Source organism: Xanthomonas sp. 3498 (assembly GCF_014199795.1).
Lineage (GTDB): Bacteria > Pseudomonadota > Gammaproteobacteria > Xanthomonadales > Xanthomonadaceae > Xanthomonas_A > Xanthomonas_A rydalmerensis.
Window position 1 is genome coordinate 274,702 of sequence record NZ_JACHOH010000007.1, and the last position, 18,349, is coordinate 293,050.

The 18,349-nt window shown below is 69.1% G+C and carries 13 protein-coding genes and 1 pseudogene; 5 read left to right on the forward strand and 9 right to left on the reverse strand.

From position 1 onward, the window contains the following. Position 1 precedes the first annotated feature (1 nt). Together GGR66_RS18595 and GGR66_RS18600 are read right to left on the reverse strand one after the other, a co-directional pair. The gene (locus GGR66_RS18595) at positions 2-3,148 is read right to left on the reverse strand and encodes an efflux RND transporter permease subunit (RefSeq protein ID WP_184449718.1); all 3,147 of its coding nucleotides are present in this window, start codon (positions 3,146-3,148) and stop codon (positions 2-4) included. A gap of 9 nt (positions 3,149-3,157) precedes the next feature. Continuing rightward, a complete protein-coding gene (locus GGR66_RS18600) occupies positions 3,158-4,378 on the reverse strand; it encodes an efflux RND transporter periplasmic adaptor subunit (protein ID WP_184449720.1) in 1,221 nt (406 codons plus the stop codon). Between the two features lie 160 nt (positions 4,379-4,538). On the opposite strand from GGR66_RS18600, the gene baeS reads away from it, so the two are divergent. After that, positions 4,539-5,915 (forward strand): sensor histidine kinase efflux regulator BaeS, encoded by a 1,377-nt coding sequence (gene baeS / locus GGR66_RS18605; protein ID WP_184449722.1) that lies wholly within the window; start codon positions 4,539-4,541, stop codon positions 5,913-5,915. Further along, the gene (locus GGR66_RS18610; protein WP_184449724.1) at positions 5,912-6,595 is read left to right on the forward strand and encodes a response regulator; all 684 of its coding nucleotides are present in this window, start codon (positions 5,912-5,914) and stop codon (positions 6,593-6,595) included. Before baeS ends, GGR66_RS18610 begins: the two co-directional genes overlap by 4 nt. 102 nt (positions 6,596-6,697) lie before the next feature. On the opposite strand, the gene purU is transcribed toward GGR66_RS18610, so the two are convergent. The 5 genes and pseudogenes from purU to GGR66_RS18635 form a co-directional block, all read right to left on the reverse strand. Beyond that, positions 6,698-7,549 carry a formyltetrahydrofolate deformylase gene (gene purU, locus GGR66_RS18615; RefSeq protein ID WP_184449726.1) on the reverse strand — a complete coding sequence of 284 codons (852 nt, stop codon included), beginning with the start codon at positions 7,547-7,549 and terminating at the stop codon, positions 6,698-6,700. A gap of 291 nt (positions 7,550-7,840) precedes the next feature. Then, the gene (locus GGR66_RS18620) at positions 7,841-8,281 is read right to left on the reverse strand and encodes an XVIPCD domain-containing protein (RefSeq protein WP_043093636.1); all 441 of its coding nucleotides are present in this window, start codon (positions 8,279-8,281) and stop codon (positions 7,841-7,843) included. Between the two features lie 123 nt (positions 8,282-8,404). Continuing rightward, entirely contained in the window at positions 8,405-9,283 is an 879-nt protein-coding gene (locus tag GGR66_RS18625) for an NAD(P)-dependent oxidoreductase (protein WP_184449728.1), read from the reverse strand. Positions 9,284-9,341: 58 nt separating this feature from the next. After that, the gene (locus GGR66_RS18630; protein ID WP_184449730.1) at positions 9,342-10,439 is read right to left on the reverse strand and encodes an NADH:flavin oxidoreductase/NADH oxidase; all 1,098 of its coding nucleotides are present in this window, start codon (positions 10,437-10,439) and stop codon (positions 9,342-9,344) included. Positions 10,440-10,526: 87 nt separating this feature from the next. After that, positions 10,527-10,737 (reverse strand): annotated as a pseudogene (locus tag GGR66_RS18635) (NAD-dependent deacetylase); the annotation flags it as partial. Between the two features lie 354 nt (positions 10,738-11,091). On the opposite strand from GGR66_RS18635, the gene GGR66_RS18640 reads away from it, so the two are divergent. Further along, complete coding sequence (locus tag GGR66_RS18640) at positions 11,092-12,309, forward strand: hypothetical protein (protein WP_184449732.1); 1,218 nt, start codon at positions 11,092-11,094, stop codon at positions 12,307-12,309. Positions 12,310-12,571: 262 nt separating this feature from the next. Here the strand turns inward: GGR66_RS18640 and GGR66_RS18645 are convergent, their stop codons facing one another. Continuing rightward, positions 12,572-13,432 (reverse strand): NAD-dependent protein deacetylase, encoded by an 861-nt coding sequence (locus GGR66_RS18645; RefSeq protein ID WP_184449734.1) that lies wholly within the window; start codon positions 13,430-13,432, stop codon positions 12,572-12,574. Between the two features lie 239 nt (positions 13,433-13,671). Here GGR66_RS18645 and GGR66_RS18650 point away from each other — a divergent pair, with 239 nt between their 5' ends. Next, positions 13,672-14,412 (forward strand): response regulator transcription factor, encoded by a 741-nt coding sequence (locus tag GGR66_RS18650; protein ID WP_184449736.1) that lies wholly within the window; start codon positions 13,672-13,674, stop codon positions 14,410-14,412. Here the strand turns inward: GGR66_RS18650 and GGR66_RS18655 are convergent. Then, entirely contained in the window at positions 14,393-15,793 is a 1,401-nt protein-coding gene (locus GGR66_RS18655; RefSeq protein ID WP_184449738.1) for an ATP-binding protein, read from the reverse strand. The genes GGR66_RS18650 and GGR66_RS18655 overlap by 20 nt on opposite strands. 135 nt (positions 15,794-15,928) lie before the next feature. On the opposite strand from GGR66_RS18655, the gene GGR66_RS21355 reads away from it, so the two are divergent. Beyond that, the gene (locus tag GGR66_RS21355; RefSeq protein WP_184449740.1) at positions 15,929-18,298 is read left to right on the forward strand and encodes a YadA-like family protein; all 2,370 of its coding nucleotides are present in this window, start codon (positions 15,929-15,931) and stop codon (positions 18,296-18,298) included. Positions 18,299-18,349 lie beyond the last annotated feature (51 nt).

Sequence of the window (18,349 nt, forward strand, 5' to 3'; positions counted from 1 at the left end):
ATCACGGCGTTGCCTCCTTGGTGCGCAGCGGTTCCGGTTCGGCACGCTTGCCGGGGAACAGACTGCGCACGATCACGTAGAACAGCGGCACGAAGAAGATGCCGAGCATGGTCGAGATCAGGGTGCCGCCGAGCACGCCGGTGCCCAGCGAATGGCGGCCGCCGGAGCCGGCGCCGCTGCTGACCACCATCGGCAGTACGCCGAGCATGAACGCCAGCGAGGTCATCAGGATCGGACGCAGGCGCAGGCGCGCCGCGTGCAGGGTGGCGTCGATCAGCGGCTGGCCCTTCTCTTCCAGCTCCTTGGCGAACTCCACGATCAGGATGCCGTTCTTGGCTGCCAGGCCCATCGTCGCCAACAGGCCGACCTGGAAGTAGATGTCGTTGGACAACCCACGCAGCCACGTCGCCAGCAGCGCGCCGACGATGCCCACCGGCACCGCCAGCATCACCGAGATCGGGATCGACCAACTCTCGTACAGTGCGGCCAGGCACAGGAACACGAACACCAGCGAGACCGCGTACAGCATCCAGGTCTGCGCACCGGCGGCCTGTTCCTGGTAGGACATGCCCGACCAGGCGTAGCCCACGCCCTTGCCGAGCTTGCCCACCAGTGCTGCGATGCCATTCATCGCCTCGCCGGAACTGATGCCGCTGGCGGCACTGCCGGTGATCTCCATCGACTCCACGCCGTTGAACCGGCTCAGCACCTGCGGCGCATACGCCCAGGCGCTGCTGGAGAAGGCCGAGAACGGCACCATCTCCGCGCTGCTGTTGCGCACGTACCAGCGGCCGATGTCGGCGGGCAGCATGCGGGCGGCCGGCTCGCCCTGCACGTACACGCGCTTGACCCGGTTGTTGTTGAGGAAGTCGTTGACGTAGCTGCCGCCCATCACCGTGGCCAGCGTGGCGTTGATGTCCGAAGCGCTCAGGCCCAGCGCGCCGGCCTTGGCGTCGTCGATCTGCACCCGGTAGGTCGGTGCGTCTTCCAATCCGTTGAAGCGCACCGCGCTCAGCTCCTTGTCGGCGTTGGCCAACTGCAGCAGCTGCTGGCGCGCGGTGACCAGCGCGTCATGGCCCTTGCCGGCCACGTCCTGCAGTTCCAGGGTGAAGCCGGACGTAGTACCCAGGCCGTTGATCGCCGGCGGCGACAGCGCGAACACCTGCGCATCCGGCAGCGTGCCCATCATCGCGCCGGTGATGCGATTGGCGATCTCCTGCGCCGAAGCGTCGCGCTCGGCCCAATCCTTGAGCTTGATGAAGCCCATGCCCGAATTCTGGCTGCTGCCGGCGAAGCTGAAGCCGGTGATGGTCATCATGCCGGCCACCTCCGGCTGCTTGAGGATGAAGCCGGTGGCCTGGTCGATCGACTGCTGGGTGCGTTGCTGGGTGGCGCCGGCCGGCGTGGTGAACATCACCATCAGCATGCCTTGGTCCTCGTCGGGCAGGAACGAGCTGGGCAGGCGCCAGAACAGCAGCGCCATCACCGCGAGCAGCACCAGATAGACCAGTCCGCCCAGTTTACGGTGGCCGATCAGCTTGCCCACGCCGCGGCTGTAGCCGTCGGCGCCCCGGTCGAAGCGGGCGTTGAACCAGCCGAAGAAGCGCCCGAGCGGGCCCTTGCGCGACACATGGCCGCCGCGCGCAATCGGCTTGAGCAGGCTGGCGCACAGCGCCGGACTCAGGGTCAGCGCCACCAGCAACGACAACAGCATCGCCGCGGCGATGGTCACCGAGAACTGCCGATAGATCTCGCCGGTGGCGCCGCCGAAGAACGCCATCGGCAGGAACACCGCGGTCAACACCAGGGCGATACCGACCAGCGCGCCGGAAATCTGCCCCATCGAGGTGTAGGTCGCCTGCCGCGGCGACATGCCGTCCTCGCTCATCAGGCGCTCGACGTTCTCCACCACCACGATGGCGTCGTCGACCAGCAGGCCGATCGCCAGCACCATCGCGAACATGGTCAGCGTATTGATCGAATAGCCGAGCAACGCCAGCACACCGAAGGTGCCCAGCAGCACCACCGGCACCGCGATCACCGGCACCAGCGTGGCCCGCCAGTTCTGCAGGAACAGGTACATCACCAGCACCACCAGCACGATCGCCTCGAGCAGGGTCTTGACCACTTCCTCGATGGAAATGCGCACGAATGGCGTGGTGTCGTAGGCGATCTCGTATTTGAGCCCGGTGGGGAAGTAGGGCTTGAGCTGTTCGAGCTTGGCTTCCACCGCCTTGGCCGCATCCAGTGCGTTGGCGCCGGTCGCCAGTTCCAGGCCCATGCCGGAGGCGGGCTTGCCGTTGTACTTGGAACTGGACGCGTAGGACCTGGAGCCCAACTCGATCCGCGCCACGTCGCGCAGGTAGACGGTGGCGCCGCCGGGCTGCGATTTCAGCACGATCGCCTCGAACTGCGCCGGCGTCTTGAGCTTGCTGCGCGAGGTGACCGTGGCGTTGAGCTGCTGGCCCTGCACCGCCGGCAACGCCCCCAGCGCCCCGGAAGAGACGTCGGCATTCTGTGCCGAGATCGCGTTGCTGACGTCCGACGGCATCAACGCGTAGGTCCGCAGCTTTTCCGGATCCAGCCATACCCGCATCGAATACTCGGAGCCGAACACGTTGACCCCGCCGACGCCGTTGAGCCGGCTGATCGGATCCTGCAGCGTGGACACCATGTAGTCGCCGATGTCGGTGCTGTCCATGCTGCCGTCTTCGGAGGTGAAGGCCAGCACCATGAACATGCTGCTGCCCATGGACTTGGTGACGGTCACGCCATTGCTCTGCACCGCCTCCGGCAGCATCGCCTCGCCTTGCGAGACCTTGTTCTGCACCTGTACCTGGGCAGTGTCCGGGTCGGTGCCGGAGTCGAAGGTCAGGGTGATCGAGGCGGTGCCGGCGGAGCTGCTGCTGGAGGACATGTACAGCAGGTGGTCCAGGCCGGTCATCTGCTGCTCGAGGATCTGCGTCACCGAGTTCTGCACGGTTTCCGCCGAAGCGCCGGTATAGGTGGCGCTGACGTTGATCGATGGCGGCGCGATGTCCGGATACTGCTCCAGCGGCAGCGACAGGATCGAAAGCGCGCCGGCCAGGGTGATCACGATCGCGATGACCCAGGCGAAGATGGGACGGTCGATGAAGAAGCGGGCCATGGCGGTTTCTCAGTCGGCCTTCGGCGCCGCAGCAGCGCCCTGCGTGGCCACCTTGGCGGTCGTGGCGCTGCTGCCGGCCGTCGCGGTCTCGGTCACTTCCACCGCCTTGACCTCGGCGCCGACCGACACCTTCTGCAGGCCCTGCACGATGACCCGGTCGCCAGCCTTCAGTCCGTCGCGCACCACCCACTTGTCGCCGATCGCATCGCCGGTGGTCAGCACGCGCTGGGCGACCTTGTTGTCGTGGCCGACCACCATCGCCACCGCCTCGCCCTTGCTGTTGCGGCTGATCGCCTGCTGCGGCACGAGGATGGCCTGCTCGTCCACGGCCATCGACAGCATCGCCTTGACGTACATGCCCGGCAGCAGCAGGCGATCGGGATTGGGCACCACCGCGCGCAGCTTGACCGTGCCGGTGGCGGTATCGACCGCGGCATCCACCACCTCCAGCGTGCCGCCGCGCGCATAGGTGCTGCCGTCCTCCAGTTGCAGCTTCACTTCGGCCTTGCCGTCCACCGCCTTGAGCTGGCCGGCGTCGAGCTGGCGGCGCAACTGCAGCAGTTGCGCGCTGGACTGGGTCACGTCCACGTACATCGGGTCGAGCTGGTTGATGGTGGCCAGCACCTCGCTCTGGCCGGCACTGACCAGCGCGCCCGGCGTGTAGCTGGAGGTGCCGATGCGGCCGGAAATCGGCGCGGTGATGCGGGTGTAGTCGAGATTGATGCGCGCAGTCTGCAAGGCGGCCTTGGCCGCGACCACTGCCGCCTCGTTCGCGCGCAACGTGGCCAGCGCATCGTCGCCGTCCTGCTTGCTGACCGCATCCAGCCCGACCAGGGTCTGGTAGCGCTGCGCCTTGGGCCTGGCCGACAACACCGCGGCCTCGGCCTGCGCCAGATCGCCCTTGGCGGTGTGGTACGCGGCCTGGTACGTGGCCGGGTCGATCTCGTACAGCACTTGCCCGGCGTGGACGTCCTGGCCCTCGGCGAACAGCCGCTTGCGCAGGATGCCGCCGACCTGCGGGCGCACGTCCGAGCTCATGTAGGCCACGGTACGGCCGGACAGGGTCTGATCCACAGCCAGGCGCTGCACCTTCACCGTCTGCACGCCGACCTGCGTCTGCGGCATCTGCGGCGGCGGCTTGGAGGAACACGCGGCCACGACCGTGGCGACGATGGCGAGCAGCAGCCAGCGCGAGGACGAAATGGAGAAACGACGGGCGACCGACGACATACGGCGAACTCACGGAAGATCCGAAGGTCGCCACGCTAGGACCCGAATGTGCAGCAAATTTGGAGATTGCCGGCGACAGCGTGGATTGGCTTGCTTTCCCCTGCCGCGGCGCGGCTAATACGCAGCATCAGCCGTTCCTGCGCCGCGCCGCGCCTCGCCGATGAAACTGGGCCTCACCGCCAAGCTGTTCCTCGCCATCCTCGCCGCCTGCGTGACGGTGCTGCTGATCAATGGCCTGGCCGTGCAGGCCTTCGTCAAACGCCAGTTCCTGGACTACCTCAACGAACAGGGCGTGGAGCGCATGCTGGAGGCCATGCCGCGGGTCAGGGCCGAGTATGCGCGGCACGGCAACTGGGAGTTCGTGCGCGACAACCCCGACGCCTGGTTCGGCATGATGCGCCCGGAGCCCCGCCCCAGCCTGCCGCTGCGGCCGCCGATTTCAGACCAGACCGGCGCGGTATTCCGCTTCGCCGTGCTCGACCAGGACTACAAGCCGGTGATCGGCAATCCCGATGTCGGGCGCGACGACATCCTGCGCCCCGTGGTGGTCGACGGCCGCACTGTCGGCTGGATGGCGATGCTGCCTTTCCAGAAGGCGCTGGCGGCGGCCGACGCGCGGTTCTACGCCGCGCAACAGCGCGCATGGTGGGCGATCGGTGGCGCCTCGCTGCTGGTCGCCGCGCTGCTCGGCTGGCTGTTGTCGCGCACCATGCTGCGGCGCCTGCGCGGCCTGACCCGCGCCACCCACCTGCTGGCGGCCGGCGACTACGCCACCCGCATCGACGCGGCCGCGCGCGACGAACTCGGCCAACTCGCGCGCGACTTCAACCTGCTGGCGCAGGCGCTGGAGCACAACGAACGCGCGCGGCGCGCGTTCATGGCCGACATCTCGCACGAGCTGCGCACGCCGCTGGCGGTGCTGCGCGCCGAACTGGAAGCGCTGCAGGACGGCATCCGGCCGATGACGTCGGACTCGCTGGGTTCGCTGCATCAGCAGATCGGCCAACTCGGCAAGCTGATCGAGGATCTGTACGACGTGTCGCTGACCGACGTCGGTGCGCTCGCCTATCGGCGCGCGCCGGTCGACCTGGCGGTGATCCTGGCCACCGTGCTGAACGGTATGCGCGCGCGCTTCGCCACCGCGCGGCTGCAGCTGCAGGAGCAGATCCAGGCCGGCCCGCTGCCGGTGGACGGCGACGAACGCCGTCTGCAGCAACTGCTCGGCAACCTGCTGGAGAACACGCTGCGCTACACCGACGCTGGCGGCGTCGTGCAGGTGCGCTGCGCGCGCCGCGACGCGGTGCTGGAACTGGTGGTGGAGGACAGCGCGCCGGGCGTGGAGGCGGACAAGCGCGCGCGCCTGTTCGAACGCTTCTACCGCGCCGAGGCGTCACGCAACCGCGCCAGCGGCGGCAGCGGCCTGGGCCTGGCGATCTGCCGCAACATCGCCGAGGCGCATGGCGGTGCGATCGACGCCGAGGCCTCCGCGCTTGGCGGATTGCGCGTGGTGTTGCGTTTGCCGGCGCTGGCGGCATGAGCGGCCTGGACCCGATCGGGCACGTGCTGATCGTCGAGGACGAACCGCGGCTGGCGGCGGTGATGGGCGAGTACCTGCACGCGGCCGGCTATTCGCACGACTGGATCGCCGATGGCGCGCAGGCGCTGGGCGCATTCCGCGCGCAAAAGCCGGACCTGGTGTTGCTGGACCTGATGCTACCCAATCGGGATGGGCTGGAACTCTGCCGCGACCTGCGCAGTGAAAGCACGGTGCCGGTGATCATGGTCACCGCGCGGGTGGAGGAGATCGACCGCCTGCTGGGCCTGGAGATCGGCGCCGACGACTACATCTGCAAACCGTTCAGTCCGCGCGAGGTGGTGGCGCGGGTGCAGGCGGTGCTGCGCCGCCATCGCCACGATCCCAATGGCGCGCCGGCGCCGGGCCTGCAGATCGACGAGGACGCCTGCCGCGCCAGCGTGCACGGCCGCGACCTGGACCTGACCCAGGTCGAGTTCCGCCTGCTGCGCACCCTCGCCGCCGCCCCGGGACGCGTGTACTCGCGCGAGCAGCTGATGGACCGGCTCTACGTCGACCACCGCATCGTCACCGACCGCACCGTCGACAGCCACGTCAAGAACCTGCGCCGCAAGCTCGCCGACGCCGGAGTCGCGGATTGGGTGCGGTCGGTGTATGGGGCCGGTTATCGCTTCGAGCCGTGATTGGGGATTCGGGATTGGAGATTCGCAAAAGCGGCTTGGCTGATCACCGTTGCGGTTGCAGCGCTGCCGGCTTTGGCGAATCCCGAATCCCCACTCCCGGCCTCACCGAAACACGACCGTCCGATGCCCGTTGAGCAGGATGCGATGCTCGACGTGGCGGCGCACGGCGCGGGCCAGCACCTGCGACTCGGTATCGCTGCCCAGGCGCACCAGTTCGCGCGGGGTCATGGCGTGGTCCACGCGGGCCACGTCCTGTTCGATGATCGGGCCTTCGTCCAGGTCACCGGTGACGTAGTGCGCGGTGGCACCGATGATCTTGACCCCCCGTGCGTGCGCCTGGTGGTACGGCTGCGCGCCCTTGAAGCTGGGCAGGAAGCTGTGGTGGATGTTGATCGCGCGTCCGGCCAATGCCGCGCACAGCGTCGGCGACAGGATCTGCATGTAGCGGGCCAGCACCACCAGGTCGATGCGTTCGCGTTCGACCAGCGCCAGCAGCTGCGCTTCCTGTTCGGCACGATTGGCGGCGCTCACCGGCAGGTGATGGAACGGCACGCCGTAGGAACCGGCCAACGCGGCGAAATCGGGATGGTTGGAAGCCACCGCGGCGATGTCGACCCGCAACTGCCGGCTGTGCGCGCGGAACAGCAGGTCGTTGAGGCAGTGGCCCTGCTTGCTGACCAGCACCAGCAGGCGCGCACGGCGGCGCGCGTCGTGCAGTTGCCAGTCCATCGCGTAGTCGGCAGCCAGGGGCTCCAGTTGCAGCTTCACCGCGGCGGCGACGCCGTCGGCGGGTACGTCGAAATGCACGCGCAGGAAGAAGCGGCCGCTCTCCTCGTCACCGAACTGCTGCGCATCGAGGATGTTGCAGCCGTGTTCGAACAGCAGGCCGCTGACGCGGAAGACGATGCCGGTACGGTCCGGGCAGGACAGGGTCAGGATGTAGTCGGGGCGCATTTGCAGATGATAGGGGACCCGTACCCTCACCCCAACCCCTCTCCCGAGGGGAGAGGGGCTAAAAGCAATCCAGCCGAAGCCGGCTTTTCCTTCTCCCCTCGGGAGAAGGTGCCCCGAAGGGGCGGATGAGGGTCCGGGCGAAGCCTCGTGCAGTCGAAACACACCGCGTGCGCTACGCGCTCGTACCCTCACCCCAACCCCTCTCCCGGAGGGAGAGGGGCTCGGCCATGCTTGCACTGAAATCAGGTCGCGGCTGACGTCGCACCCGGGACGTTGCTCACGCGCCTGCGCTCACTCCGGGCGCAGGCGCAACGCCAGGCGGCGGTTGACCTTCTCCAGGCGCGCCAACGAATCCTCCACCGACATGCCCACCGCTTCGTGGGTGGTGATGTGCGCGCGCAGGTGCGCCGGATCGTCCAGGTCGCCGCGCACCAAGAACACGTTCTCGCCATCCTCCACGTCGCCGATCTCGCGGCTAAGTACCACGTGGTCGACCTGGTCGAAACCGTACTCCTTGGCCAGCGGCAGCAGCCGCGCCACCATGCGCTCGCTGATCGCGTCCGGCGCGCGGCCGCAGGCGGCGTCCAGCGCGTGCACGCCCTCGCGGATCTGCGCGTACAGGAGGTGATCAGGATGGTCCGGATGATCGGGGCCGGGCACGGCCTCGCGCACCACCGCGCGCGGTGGCTGGATCGGGGCTCTGTCGCCGGGATCGGACGAATTCGGACTCATGGCATCCTCCTGTGATGCGCCAGCAAATCGCCGCACCTTAGCGGCAAGCGTGCGCCAGGCTCAAGCGGGCACGCAGTGTGCGGCATGCCCCGCCAAGGTCCGCTGAAGATCCGTTGGCCTCGCTCAGCCCTGCCCGGCGCGGCGCGCGGCGACCTTGGCCAGCGCCGCCCAGTCCAGGTCGCCGTCGCCGTGCGCGATCGCCTCGATGAAGGCATCGCGCAGCACCGCCGCCAGCGGCATCGGCACGTGCCGGGTCTCGCCGGCGTTCAGCGCCAGGCGCACGTCCTTCAAGCCCAGCGTGGCCTTGAAGCCGGCCGGGCTGTAGCGCTGCTCGGCGATCATGCCGCCGTAGGTCTGGTAGGCCGGCGCGGCGAACACGGTGCTGGTGAGCATGTCGAGGAAGTCGGCCGCTTCCACGCCGTGCCCGCGTACCAGTGCCGATGCCTCGGCCATGGTGCCGATGGCGCTGGCCAGGCACAGGTTGGCGGCGAGCTTGACCGCGTTGGCCTGTTCCGGCGCGGTGCCGAAGTACCAGGTCTTGCGCCCGATGACATCGAGCAAGGGCTGCACCCGCGCCAGCGCCGCGGCGTCGCCGGCGGCGAGCAGGTTGAGCTGGCCGGCCGCGGCCACCTCGACCCGGCCCAGCACCGGCATTGCCAGATAGGCGACGCCGCGCTCGGCATGCAGCGCGTGCAGTTCGCGCGCCAGTGCCACCGAGATGGTGGCCATGTTGACGTGCACGCTGCCGGCGGTGAGCGCGTCCAGCGCACCGCGCTCGAGCAGGGTCTCGCGCACGGCGGTGTCGTCGGCCAGCATCGAGAACAGCACCGGCCCGCGCACCGCATCGGCCGGTTGCGCGGCCAGTTTCGCGCCGGCCTCGAGCAGGGGCTGCGCCGCCGCGGCGCTGCGGTTCCAGACCGTCAACGCATGACCGGCGCGCAACAGGTTGAGCGCGATCGGCTGGCCCATCGTGCCCAGGCCGAGAAATCCAATCGTCGTCATTGCATGCTCCCTGGAGGAATCGAAATGGAGGCCGCCACCAGCGCGCGCGGCGCGCCGGTCAGGCGTCGAACACGCCGCGCGCCGCATGCGGCTCGCAACGCAGGTACTGCGGCGACGGCCGCAGCCGCGCGCCCAGCGCGGCGGCCGCATGCCATGGCCAGCGCGGATCGTAGAGGATGCCGCGAGCCAGCGCGATGGCGTCGGCGCGGTCCTCGGCGAGGATGGCCTCGGCCTGCTGCGGCTCGGTGATCAGGCCCACCGCGATCACCGGCATGCGCACCGCGCGGTGCAGGGCCTCGGCCAGCGGCACCTGGTAGCCGGGCGCCACCGGAATGCGCTGGCGCCGGTCCAGCCCGCCGCTGGACACGTGCAGATAGTCGCAACCCTGCGCCTGCAGCGCCTGCGCCAGCACCTCGCTCTGCGCCAGGTCCCAACCGCCGTCGACCCAGTCGGTGGCGGAAATGCGCACGCCCACCGCGATGCCGGGCGCCACGGCGTCGCGCACCGCCGCATGCACGCGCAGCAGCAGGCGCATGCGGTTCTCCAGACTGCCGCCGTAGGCATCGGTGCGCTGGTTGCTCAGCGGCGACAGGAACTGGTGCAGCAGGTAGCCGTGTGCCGCATGCAGTTCGATCAGCTCGAAGCCCAGGCGTTCGGCGCGCCGGGCCGACGCCACGAACGCGTCGACGATGGCGTCGATACCGGCCAGGTCCAGCGCCTGCGGCGGTGGGCCGTCGGCGGCGAACGCCTGCGCCGACGGCGCCACGGTCTGCCAGCCGTTCGGCTGGTCAGGGGCGATCGCGCCGCCGCCGTCCCAGGGCTTGCGCGTGGACGCCTTGCGCCCGGCATGCGCGAGCTGGATGCCCAGCGGCATCGGCGACCAGCGCCGCACCGAACGCAACACCGTGGCCAGCGCGGCCTCGGTGGCGTCGTCCCACAGGCCCAGGTCGGCGTAGCTGATGCGCCCACGCGGCTCCACCGCCGTCGCTTCCAGGATCAACAGACCGGCGCCGGACTGCGCCAGCTGGCCCAGGTGCTGCACGTGCCAGTCGCTGGCACGGCCGTCCTCGGCGGAGTACTGGCACATCGGCGCGATCACGATGCGGTTGGACAACGACAGCGGCCCCAATGCGAGGGGCGAGAACAAGTGACTCACGATGCGGATCCATGGAAACGCCGCGCGCGGCGCGGGAGGCGGCCATTGCACTCCTGCCGCGCAGCGCGATCAACCACTGCCGGTGGATCAGTTCGTGCCGGGATTGGGAACGCGCGCCGCCGCCGGCAGCAGAAAGGCCAATGCCTGCGCGCACGGCTGTTCCACCTTCAGGCTGGGCAGGTCGTCGCCGCGGGGACGACCCAGGTTGACCGCGACGATCGGCAGGCAGGCCTTGGGGCAGCCTGCACGAAGCGGAAGCCGGATGGACCATCGGCGCCTAGCCCACCACCAGCATCGCGCAGCCTGCTGCAGATAAGCGGCGCTCCAGTTCACGCCATCGGGCGCAAGGCATTGAATATCGCCCGCAACGCACACTTGCGCTGCAGAGCCCATTCCGCCTTCGTGCCAGACAAGCCGAGGTCCACCCCTCATCGGAAATTTCGGCTGGATACGGCGCTTGCATTCGGCCATGACAGCGAGATCGCATCAAGTCGACGACACGCTTCAGGCAACGGAAAGGCCGTGTAAAATGCGTCGCCGGCACCGCACCGCATGACCAGCCTCATCCGAACACCGGAAACCCTTGGTGACGTTTGCTATCGTTAGGCCGATCCAGAACAACAATTCCCTTCATACAAGAGCATGTAGTGCCATGGAAAAGGCAATGGTTGGTGCGATGAAGTGTGGTGCTTACGGAATAGCGTTGGGAATGCTGCTTTGTGCGCAGGCCGCCCATGCAGCGAGCGAATGCGAGCAAAACTACAGTTCATCTCCCGGCTCCAATGGCGGCGTTATCCACCAGAGCTTCGTTGGACTGTACGGCGCCGACAAGACTGCAGTGACATCCAATCTTGCGGCCATGGCAAAGAGACAGAAGTTTCAACTCATCCAAGGCCCCTCCATTCTCGAAGACGGCCTCATCACCATGGTCTACGCACAGGAAGCATCCGCGACCGCGCGCGGCTTTCCTGTTGTCATGATGGTCGCACCCGACACTGATGCGGCGGTCATCTCCTTCGAATTGCCCAAGGGCATGACCGCGCCCGATGCGAAAGGCAGCGTCTGTTCGTTCTTTGCTGACGCAAAATTGGATGGACAGCCTGCAAATGCCAGCCGACGCAATGCCGCTCGCAATTCCGCACTCGCCAAACCACTGCTGGCCGCGCTGAATGGCGGCATGAGTGCAGAGGAGGCCGCCAAGGCATCGGTGACCGCCAAGCGAGAAACAGCGGTCGTCAGCGCTGGTGACGACCGCGGTGCCGCGCCTGAAATCGCCGACCGCCGCAAGGTCGTCACGCCCAAGGCGACATACACCCCCACAGACGCGGATACGCGCCTGCAGTCCGAAGGCAGCTCGACGATCAAGGGCTTCACGTGCGGGCGGGTAATGACGGCAGGTGGTTCCCAATTCCAGACGACGCCGAATCAGGGAATCATGCTTTTCCCGTACACGCCCTATCTGAAGGAAGCGATCGACCTGATCGATGCCAACCGCAACAAAGGCGCAAAAGTGCGGGTTGACGTAGATAAGCGCGCGTTTGCGTCAGGCCTTGCGGGCAAGACGAACGCCAATGGCGAGTTCATGTTCACCCGGATCAAGCCAGGGCGTTACATCGTCATGGCGCTCTTCCATGGCGAAGCCACCAGTTACATCACAACGCCGCAGTCGCAGTACGACCAAAGCACGAGAACGATTTACCAATGGACGGAGCACGAAAGAGTCGACACGTCGTCCAGCGACATCCTGCAGGCCGACGTCACGATCAACCGCGACGGCGAGGTGATCGACGGCGTGGTGGTGAAGCCGACGGGCAATGGCCGGCTCCTCCCTGTGTTGAACGGCGTATGCAAGTGGCATCACGCCGAATAGGCCACAGGCCTGGATCTCGATGCTTTAGCCATGCCCGGCACCTGGTGCCAGCTGTCGGCCGGTATCAGAATCCGATCGTGGGCGTTCAGTAGGCTCGCTGCTGTTCCCGGCACGCCGACATACGCCGAAGACGGCAGCGCGCGCCGATGCGTAGCGAGCATGGGTGCGCCTCGCCGGTAGAGCCGACGCGCTGCAGGACACTACTGGACTGGATCGCCCCGTCTGGATCGCGGAAGTACAGCGACAGGATCGGCCGGAGCGGTCAGGCGGCCGGGCGCGGCAGCAGGAAGGCCAGCGCCTGCGCGCACGGCTGCTCCACTTTCAGGCGCAGCAGGTCGTCGCCGCGGGTGCGGCCCAGGTTGACCGCGGCGATCGGCAGCCCGGCCTTGGCCGCGGCCTGCACGAAGCGGAAGCCGGAATAGACCATCAGCGACGAGCCCACCACCAGCACCGCGTCGGCGCGCTGCAGATGCGCGAAGGCGCTGGCCACGCGCTCGCGCGGCACGTTCTCGCCGAAGAACACCACGTCCGGCTTCAGCACGCCGCCGCAGCGCGTGCAGGCCGGCACCACGAAGCTGGCGAAGTCCTCGCCCTCCAGGTCGGCATCGCCGTCGGGTGCCGGTGCGGCCTGCAGCGTCGCCCACTGCGGGTTGTGCTGCAGCAGATGCTGCTGGAACGCCTCGCGCGGCATGCGCCGCTCGCAGCCCATGCAACGCACCACGTCCAGGCGCCCATGCAGGTCGATGGTGGCGCGGCTGCCGGCGGCCTGGTGCAGGCCGTCCACGTTCTGGGTCAGCAGCACTTCCACCTGGCCGCGCGCTTCCAGTTGCGCCAGCGCGGCATGGGTGGGATTGGGTCGCGCATGGCCGAAGCGCGGCCAGCCGAGCAGGCTGCGCGCCCAGTAGCGCTGCCGCGTCGCCAGTTCGCCCATGAAGGCCTGGTAGGTCACCGGCTGCGCCCGCTTCCAGTCGCCGGCGGCATCGCGGTAGTCGGGAATGCCCGAGTCGGTGCTGCAGCCGGCGCCGGTCAGCACGAACAGGCGCCGATGGCGGTCGACGAACGCTTCCAGCGCGGAAGACGCGGCCTGCGCGGACGCGGCGTGATCCTGCAGCAACTGCGACATCGTGGCGGTCCCGGACGTGGTGGAGGTGCGCGCCGATGGCGCGACGCCTTCCTATCTTGGGCGCGCACCGCGGCAACGCAAGTCCGGGCCGCCACGGCCGCTGAAGCGTTGCCCGCGCATTGAAAGCCCGTTGGAAACTGGCTACTGTCCGGGACGCGGCAGGATGCTCAGCCGTCACGGCGTCCTCGACGCCGTACGCTGCTGTGTGAGGAATGCCGTCCCTTCGCCGATTCCGCCTCGTGAGCCGCGCTTCCGATCCCAGCCCGTCCCCGCTCGCCGCCACTGCCAACGCCCTGCTGCGGGTGGCGTTGCTGGAGGACGACGATGTGCTGCGCGACCGCGTGCTGCTGCCCGGATTGCTGCGCCACGGCTTCGAGGCCACCCCGCTGCGCACCGCACAGGCGCTGTGGGCGGCGCTGGAGGCGCAGCGTTTCGACCTGATTGTGCTCGACATCGGCCTGCCCGACAGCGACGGCTTCACCCTGACCCAGCAACTGCAGGAACGCCGCCCCGGCATGGGCATCGTCATCCTCAGCGGCCGCGGCGAGCAGCCGGATCTGGTGCGCGGGCTGGTGCAAGGCGCGGATGCGTACCTGATCAAGCCGGTGCAGATCGAGATCCTCGCCGCCACCTTGTTCAGCGTGGCCCGACGCATGCTGCGGCCGAGCGCGCCGGCCAGCGAGGAATGGCAGCTGCAGGACGATGGCTGGTGCCTGTTCGCGCCGGACGGGCAGGCGGTGCCGTTGACCGCGTCCGAACGCAAGGTGCTGCAGAGCCTGTGGCAGGCGCGCGGGCGGCTGGTCAGCCGCGAGGCATTGATCGGCATGCTCGGCGGCAACGCCGGGCTGGAGATCGACCCGCACCGGCTCGACGCGTTGCTGCATCGCTTGCGGCAAAAGGTGCAGGAGCGCACCGGTAGCGCGTTGCCATTGCGCGCGGTGCGCGGCGAAGGCTATCTGCTCATGCCGCAGGAACGCTGAGCCCGGCCAGCGGCAGGCGCAGCACGAAACAGCTGCCGGCGCCGGGCGCGCTGCGCACCTGCAGGCTGCCATGCGCCTGTTGCGCCATCTCGAACGCCACCGCCAGGCCGAGTCCGGTGCCCTGCCCCGCCGGCTTGGTGGTGAAGAACGGCTCGAAGATCTGCCGTTGCACGGCCTCGCTCATGCCCACGCCGGTATCGGCAATGGCGATGGCGACGGCCTCGCCATCGCGGTGCAGCTGCAGCGAAAAGCAGCCGCCGCTGGGCATCGCGTCGCGCGCGTTGGCGGCGAGGTTGAGCAATGCCAGGTCGAAACGGCTGCGGTCCAGGAACACCGGTGCCGGCTCGGCGGCCAGGTCCAGCCGCACCTGCACCGTGGGGCCGAACAGTTGCCGCAGCATCGGCTGCAAACTGCGCAGCGCTTCGCCGGCGTCGAAGCGCTCGGGCACGCTGGCCTCGCGGCGACTGAAGCTGAGCAGCTTGCGGCTGACTGCCACGCCGCGCTGCGCGGCCAGGGCCACGCCTTCCAGCGCCTCGGCCAGCAGCAGCGCATCGCGCGGCGGGTGATAGTCCAGCTCGTGCACGCAATGGCGCTGCTCGGTGTAGCCGAGGATCGCGCTGAGGATGTTGTTGAAGTCGTGCGACACGCCGCTGGCCAGTTGTTCGACCAGCTCGATCTTCTGCAGATGCAGCAGCCGCTGCTGGGCCTGCGTGCGTTCGCGCATCTCCACGCGCAGGCGCGCGGCGCTGCGGCGCGCACGCCACAGGCTCTCGCGCAGCGCGGCGACGGTGCGGTCCAGCACCAGGGTGATCATCAGGTAGCTCAGCGCCAGCGACGGCAGGTTCTGGAACGGGCTGCGGTTGCCGTGCGGGTCCTGGCCCCAGGGGCTTTCCATGCCCAGCCAGAAGATCAGCGGAATGCACAGGTATACCAGCCACAGCGCGCGGCGCCCGATCACCAGCGCAGCCAGGGTCAGCATCATCATCGGATACGGATCGAAGGCCTGCAGTTGGTAGCCGAAGGCCAGGTTGGCGGCGACCGCCGAGCACAGCACCACCGCAATGAACGCAGCGGCGGCCTGTTTGAGCAGGCCGCGACGGATCATCCAGACCCCGCCCCAGGCTGCGGCGGCGATCGCCGCATCGGTGCCGACATCCACCGCCAACTGCACCGCACTCATCTCGATACGCGGCGCGGTCAGCAGGTGATACAGCTTGTTGAGCGGAATCTCGCTGCCCAGGAACACGAACAGCACCTGCAGTGCGGGCGCGTTGCGCCGGTCCAGCGGGTCGGTGATCGGCACCCGGCGCAGCCACAGCGAGAGGCGCCGCCACAGCCGCGCAGCCAGCGCGACCGGCGGAGAGTGCGCACCCCATCTCACCCAGACTCCCATGGCGGTGAGTCTACCGTGAGGAAGGCGTGAATCTGCGTGCATTGAAGGGGGCGACCCCTTGCGGCCTTAATCGGGCCTGACTCGTTGTCGGGACGACGCTCCCGACCCAGCCCGGAGCCGACCATGCCTCTTCTGCTTACCGCTTTGCGCACCGGTGTGCGCCCGCTGTCGCCAACCTCGTTCATCCTGCCGCGGGCGTCTGACGGTCTGTTGACCGCCGCGTTGCTGCTCGCGCTGAGCCTGCCCGCGAGCGCCTTCGCCGCCACGGCGCCGGCTGCGACCACGCAGCCGCAGCCACACGCACAGGCGACGGACAGCGGTACTGCCGCCGCGGCCGCCAGCACCGAGACCGACAGCGCCGAGGCCGCCGAGGCCGCGCCCCAGGATGCCACCACTCAGGACGTGCAGCCGGGCAGCCAGAACACCGCCCGTTATTTCCTGGCCGAAGGCTTGAACGACGGCAGCGACTACGCCAGCGCCGCTGGCCTGCGCGCGGTGGCGATGGGCGCCCGCGCCGATGCCTCCGGCGCCTTCGCCGTCGCCATCGGCCACCACACCGTCGCCTCCGAGAGTGCCGCCATCGCCATGGGCGACGGCGCGGTCGCCAGCGGCACCTCGGCCATCGCGATCGGCGGCAGTTTCTTCGGCAGCACCTATGGCGACTCGGCCGGAGCGCAGAGCACCGGCTTCGGCTCGCTGGCCCTGGGCACCGCCGCCACCGCGACCGCCGACTCCGCCAGCGCGCTGGGCTGGAACGCCAGCGCCACCAGCGGCGGCGCCACGGCGGTGGGCTCGACCTCCGCGGCCACCGGCGAGTACGCCACCGCCAGCGGTTCCTCCACCACCGCCAGCGGCGTGCAGTCCAGCGCGTTCGGCTATGCGGCCAATGCCGGCGGTACCGGCGCCATCGCCACGGGCGGCTACAGCGTCGCTTCCGGCTTCTTCGGCGTGGCGATGGGCTATTCCGCCACTGCCAGCGGCGACGGCGGCATCGCGATCGGCGACAACGCCGCGGCGGCCGGCCAGCAGAGCGTGGCGATCGGCGCCAGCAATGCCGGCGTGCCGGCGCAGTCCAACGGGCTGGGCGCGGTCACCGTCGGCGCTGGTGCCTGGGCGCTGTCGGACTACGGCACCGCGCTGGGCTTCGACAGCCATGCCGATGCCGACTACAGCATGGCGCTGGGCGCCTCGGCGGTGGCCACCAGCAGCCATGCGCTGGCGGTGGGCGCGACCTCCTTCGCCGACGGGCAGGACGCCAGTGCGTTCGGCTCCGTCGCCAGCGCCAACGCCATCGGCGCCACCGCGCTCGGCAGCGGCGCCACCGCGCTGACCGCGGGCAGCGTCGCGCTGGGCTACAACAGCGCCGCCACCGGCATCAACAGCGTGGCCATCGGCGCCGGTTCGATGGCCGACCGCGACAACGTGGTGGCGTTCGGCAACGACGGCGCGCTGCGCCAGCTCACCTACGTCGCCGCCGGCACCGCCGACACCGATGCGGTCAACGTGCTGCAGTTGCGCAGCATCGCCAGCGCGCTCGGCGCCGGCAGCGCGGTCGGCGGCGATGGCAGCTTCAACGGCGGCAGCTATCTGATCCAGGGCCGCAGCTACGGCACGGTCGGCTCGGCGCTGTCGGCGCTGGACGGTGCGCTGTCGTCGCTGGACACCCGTGTCGGCAGCGGTGCCGGCGGCGTGGCGGTGGGCGGCGGTGCCGAGGGCGGCCCCAGCGTCGGCGCCGGCACCAACGCGGTGGCAGTGGGCGCGCAGGCCACCGCCAACGGCCAGAACGGCACGGCGATCGGTTCCAATGCGCTGGCCTATGGCCCCAACGACACCGCGCTGGGCGGCAACGCGCAGGTCAATGCCGACGGCAGCACCGCGGTCGGCGCCAACGCCAGCATCAGTGTCAGCGCCACGAATGCGGTGGCGGTGGGCGAAAGCGCCACGATCACCGCCGCCTCCGGCACCGCCATCGGCCAGGACGCCTCGGTCTCGGCGACCAACGCCGTGGCGATCGGCCGCGGTTCCTCCGCCACCCGCGCCAACACCGTCTCGGTGGGCAGCGCCGGCAACGAACGGCAGATCAGCAACGTCGCGGCCGGCAGCGCCGCCACCGATGCGGTCAACGTCGCGCAGATGCAGGCCGGCGACAGCGCCACCCTCAGCAGCGCCAACGCCTACACCGACAGCCGCATGGCGGGGTGGGACGACAACCTGACCAAGCTGCGCAACGACACCGACCAGCGCTTCCAGCACCTGGACCGGCGCATCGACCGGATGGGCGCGGTCAGCGCCGCCTATGCCGGCATGGCGGTCAACACCTCCGGCCTGGCCGGAGCCAATCGCGTCGGCGTCGGCGTCGGTTCGCAGGGCGGCGAAAGCGCACTGGCCGTCGGCTACCAGCGCGCGATCGGCAACCGCGCCAGCGTCTCGCTCGGCGGCGCCTTCTCCGGCAGCGAGAAGAGCGTGTCCGCCGGTGCCGGCTTCAGTTGGTGACGCGCGCAGCGCATCCCGTCACGCCTTCCACTCCGCCTCCCCGCTCTTCTG

Coding starts and splice junctions, on each gene's coding strand:
- GGR66_RS18595 (WP_184449718.1), bottom strand. CDS start 3,148: ATGGCCCGCTTCTTCATCGACCGTCCCATCTTCGCCTGGGTCATCGCG.
- GGR66_RS18600 (WP_184449720.1), bottom strand. CDS start 4,378: ATGTCGTCGGTCGCCCGTCGTTTCTCCATTTCGTCCTCGCGCTGGCTG.
- baeS (WP_184449722.1), top strand. CDS start 4,539: ATGAAACTGGGCCTCACCGCCAAGCTGTTCCTCGCCATCCTCGCCGCC.
- GGR66_RS18610 (WP_184449724.1), top strand. CDS start 5,912: ATGAGCGGCCTGGACCCGATCGGGCACGTGCTGATCGTCGAGGACGAA.
- purU (WP_184449726.1), bottom strand. CDS start 7,549: ATGCGCCCCGACTACATCCTGACCCTGTCCTGCCCGGACCGTACCGGC.
- GGR66_RS18620 (WP_043093636.1), bottom strand. CDS start 8,281: ATGAGTCCGAATTCGTCCGATCCCGGCGACAGAGCCCCGATCCAGCCA.
- GGR66_RS18625 (WP_184449728.1), bottom strand. CDS start 9,283: ATGACGACGATTGGATTTCTCGGCCTGGGCACGATGGGCCAGCCGATC.
- GGR66_RS18640 (WP_184449732.1), top strand. CDS start 11,092: ATGGAAAAGGCAATGGTTGGTGCGATGAAGTGTGGTGCTTACGGAATA.
- GGR66_RS18645 (WP_184449734.1), bottom strand. CDS start 13,432: ATGTCGCAGTTGCTGCAGGATCACGCCGCGTCCGCGCAGGCCGCGTCT.
- GGR66_RS21355 (WP_184449740.1), top strand. CDS start 15,929: ATGCCTCTTCTGCTTACCGCTTTGCGCACCGGTGTGCGCCCGCTGTCG.